Origin of the sequence: Zoogloea sp. (assembly GCF_023150065.1) — a bacterium.
In the GTDB taxonomy this organism is placed as follows: Bacteria; Pseudomonadota; Gammaproteobacteria; order Burkholderiales; family Rhodocyclaceae; genus Zoogloea.
In genome coordinates, this window is the sequence record NZ_JAKLLN010000050.1 from 1 (window position 1) to 3,062 (window position 3,062).

The 3,062-nt window shown below is 70.3% G+C and carries 3 protein-coding genes and 1 pseudogene; 3 read left to right on the forward strand and 1 reads right to left on the reverse strand.

Features of this window, described 5'->3' with window-relative positions:
• Together L6Q67_RS23190 and L6Q67_RS23195 are read left to right on the forward strand one after the other, a co-directional pair.
• A pseudogene (locus tag L6Q67_RS23190) lies at positions 1-426 on the forward strand (hypothetical protein); the annotation flags it as partial.
• Between the two features lie 171 nt (positions 427-597).
• Positions 598-1,269, forward strand: a complete 672-nt coding sequence (locus L6Q67_RS23195; protein WP_296575763.1) for a hypothetical protein — start codon at positions 598-600, stop codon at positions 1,267-1,269.
• Between the two features lie 132 nt (positions 1,270-1,401).
• Here L6Q67_RS23195 and L6Q67_RS23200 read toward each other — a convergent pair whose 3' ends face one another.
• Positions 1,402-1,614, reverse strand: a complete 213-nt coding sequence (locus tag L6Q67_RS23200) for a hypothetical protein (RefSeq protein ID WP_054018255.1) — start codon at positions 1,612-1,614, stop codon at positions 1,402-1,404.
• Between the two features lie 696 nt (positions 1,615-2,310).
• Between L6Q67_RS23200 and radC the strand changes: the two genes are divergently transcribed.
• A complete protein-coding gene (radC, locus tag L6Q67_RS23205; RefSeq protein ID WP_296575771.1) occupies positions 2,311-2,808 on the forward strand; it encodes a DNA repair protein RadC in 498 nt (165 codons plus the stop codon).
• Positions 2,809-3,062 lie beyond the last annotated feature (254 nt).

Genomic DNA, 3,062 nt, shown 5'->3' on the forward strand with positions numbered 1-3,062 from the left:
CTGCGCGTCCACAAGGCGCGCCAGGCCCGCGACAAGCGCATCGGGCAATGGCTGCGCCTGCTGGTCCAGTGGACGCTGCAGCGACCCGCAGCCCTCGTTGGCGGCGTCACGCAGAAGGCGTACCACCGCACTGCGGACGTCCTCGATGAGGCCATTGCCGCCGCACCGCCGGCCTCGCCAGCGACATCGAAGCGGGGCGCGCGCCCTGCCTCGGGCCGTGACTCCGACGGCAGGACCGAACCGGCCGCCGCACAGGTTCGTCAGCTGCTGGGCGATGCCGAGTTCGCCGACGCGCACGCCCGCTTCCAGCACCAGGCCGGCATGTCCAAGGCGTCGCCGGTCAGTGGCTCCGAAGGCCGCTCCGAGCGTGCCCCGGAACCTCCCGTCGACGGCCCCGCACCCGCCGTGCTGATCAGCCGGCGCTGATCCGAAAACCGAACCCCGGCGCAGCCCCATCGGCTGCACCGGGTTCGATCGCTGACGTGCCTCGGCCAAGGACTGACGTCCAGCGGCCTGGCGCGACCGGCACCCCATCCAACCGCCCGCGGGCCCGCCCGCCAGGGCCGGTGTCCGCCCTCCCCACTTCGAGAGTTCACCATGCGAGACATCACCCTGAATCCCGAGCAACGCCTGTATGTGATCGCCACCGAAGGTGGCGTGACCTGCTTCGGCTTCGACAACGCCCGCGACCATGCCCGGCAGATCGCGCAGCGCCTTAAGCGTCCCGACCTGATGCCGACCGCCGACGACGCGGCCAGCCTCACCGGCTACGAGAAGTACCTCGCTGCGGTGCGTGCCTGGGGCGAGTCCGCCCAGGGCCACGGCACCTACTTCGATCCCGGCACGGACCCTCGCCTGGCGAGGGTGCTGGAGACCTGCCGCCGGGACGGCCGCAAGGTGCGGCTGGTGCTGGGCGACACCGGCACCGGCGCGAGCTGGCTCGACGAGTTCGACGTGGTCGGCACGGTCGGCCGCTCGACCGGCCTGCTGAAGGTGCCGCTGCTCGTCGAGCCGGGCCAGGCGGGCGGCACGGCCATCCTCTGTGCGAATGTGCTGGCACTGATGGACTGGGACACCGGCCTGCCCCTGTACCGCCACCCGCGCTGGCAGCCACCGGAACTGCGTATCCGCGCCAGTGATGACGATGCCCGTCCCTGGGCCGTGGTGCTGCACGAGCAGCCCGTGGCGAACTTCGACGACATCGGCAAGGCCGGTGCGTACCTCGCGTTCATGCGCGGGGCGAGCGTCGAGCCGCGGGTGTTCCGCTGAGCTGTCCGGTCGAACGTTCGAGACCCTTCAGACGGCGCGATCCAGATCCACGCCAGGCCGTCACCCAGCACGCCCCCGGCCCAGCACCGGGGGCGTTCCTGTTTCCGAGACTGCGAACGGGGCGACAGGCGCTCAGCGACCGGTCAGGGACTGCACCTCACGCTCGATCAGCCAGTGCAGGAACCGGGTGTCATCGGAGTGGCCCCAGTAGTGGGCCTTGCAGCGGCGGACGTAGGCCTGCAGGTCCGCGACGCTTCGGATGGACCCCGGCTCGATGGCGGTGATGCGGGCCAGCCGCGCCCGTTCGGGTCGGGTCAGTCGAAGCTGGTTTCCGGAGCGCAGCATGTCGGGTCGGCCTTGTCGGTAAGCCGCGCATCTTCGCGCGCCTGAGCAAGTCTGTGCGCATCCGCTGCTGCCCGCGGCGAAGAAATTTCTGCAGTGACAGCCGAGTGCCTCTGCGGTGTCACTTTTGCAGTCTGCCCGCCAAGACATCCGCGCAGGCCGTGGCCCAACCACAACGGCGCGGCCACGCGCAGTGCGGTCACGCGAACCGTGCCACCTCCCCGCGTACCGATGCCCGACCAAGGCACGGACCCTGGCGCCCTTTGCGCGGGCAAGCGCGGCAAAGGCGCTGTCGCTGGCACCGCCCCGGTTGAATCCCCGGCGCCGATGGCGCAGACTTGATGGGCTCACACCCACTCCCGAGAGGAGTGTTTCCGATGCCGACCGAACGGGCGGCAGCGGCGTCGCAGTCGTTACCTGCCTCGGATGATCATCTGAGCCACCGTGCCGGCCACGTTCCGTCGTGTGCCTGCACATCCTTCCCTTGCGGGGACACCAGTCCCTTGCCTGTGAAGGAGGGGAACGGCGTTCCCGTCTTCCTTTTCGCCACGAGAGGAGAACGCCATGAACTTCCACCCTTTCCAGGGTCATCAACATCTGCCGGACCTGCCCGATGCTGCTCATGCGTCGCGCGAGGACCTGGTGGCAGAGATGCTGGGCCTGCCGGCCCATCCATCGCCAGGCCCCACGCCGGCTGCGCTGCGCGTCAGCGACCGGGAGACGCCCCACGCGAACCCGGCCACGCAGCAGCTCCTGACGCGCCGACTCGGTGTCGCCCGCGAGCTGCTGATGCGCGAGCTGCGTGACCGGATGGCGCAGGGGCCCGTGATGTCGTCGCCCCAGGTCCTTCGGGACTGGCTGCGACTGCGCTGCGCAGGCCTGCAGCACGAGGTCTTCCTCGCGCTCTACCTGGATGTCAACCACCGGCTGATCACCCACGAGGAGGCGTTCCGCGGCACGCTCACCCAGACCTCGGTGTACCCGCGGGAACTGGTCAAGAGCGCCCTGGCCCGCAACGCCGCCGCGATCGCGGTGGCCCACAACCACCCGAGCGGTCAAGCCGAGCCGAGCCGCGCGGACGAGTTCCTGACGCAGACGCTGAAGTCGGCGCTGGCGCTGGTGGACATCCGCCTGATAGACCACTTCGTCGTCGCCGGCGACCAGTGCGTCAGCTTCGCGGAGCGCGGACTGCTCTGACGCCATGTGCGGCAGTCACGCCCTGCACGACCCAGCCGCGAGAAGGGCGCCGCCGAGGCGGTGCCCCTCCGCTGATCCCACCCCAACCAAGGATGCCCATGTCGGAGAGAAGACCCCCGACCTGCCCCTGCTGTGCCGGCCACGGCGTGCCCCTGGGCGCGCTCGGTCGCCTGCACTGGTTCCGCTGCCGCGACTGCGGCATGACGTTCGCCCGAGCCGGACGATCGAAGCGCTCCACCCAAGCGCCCACGACC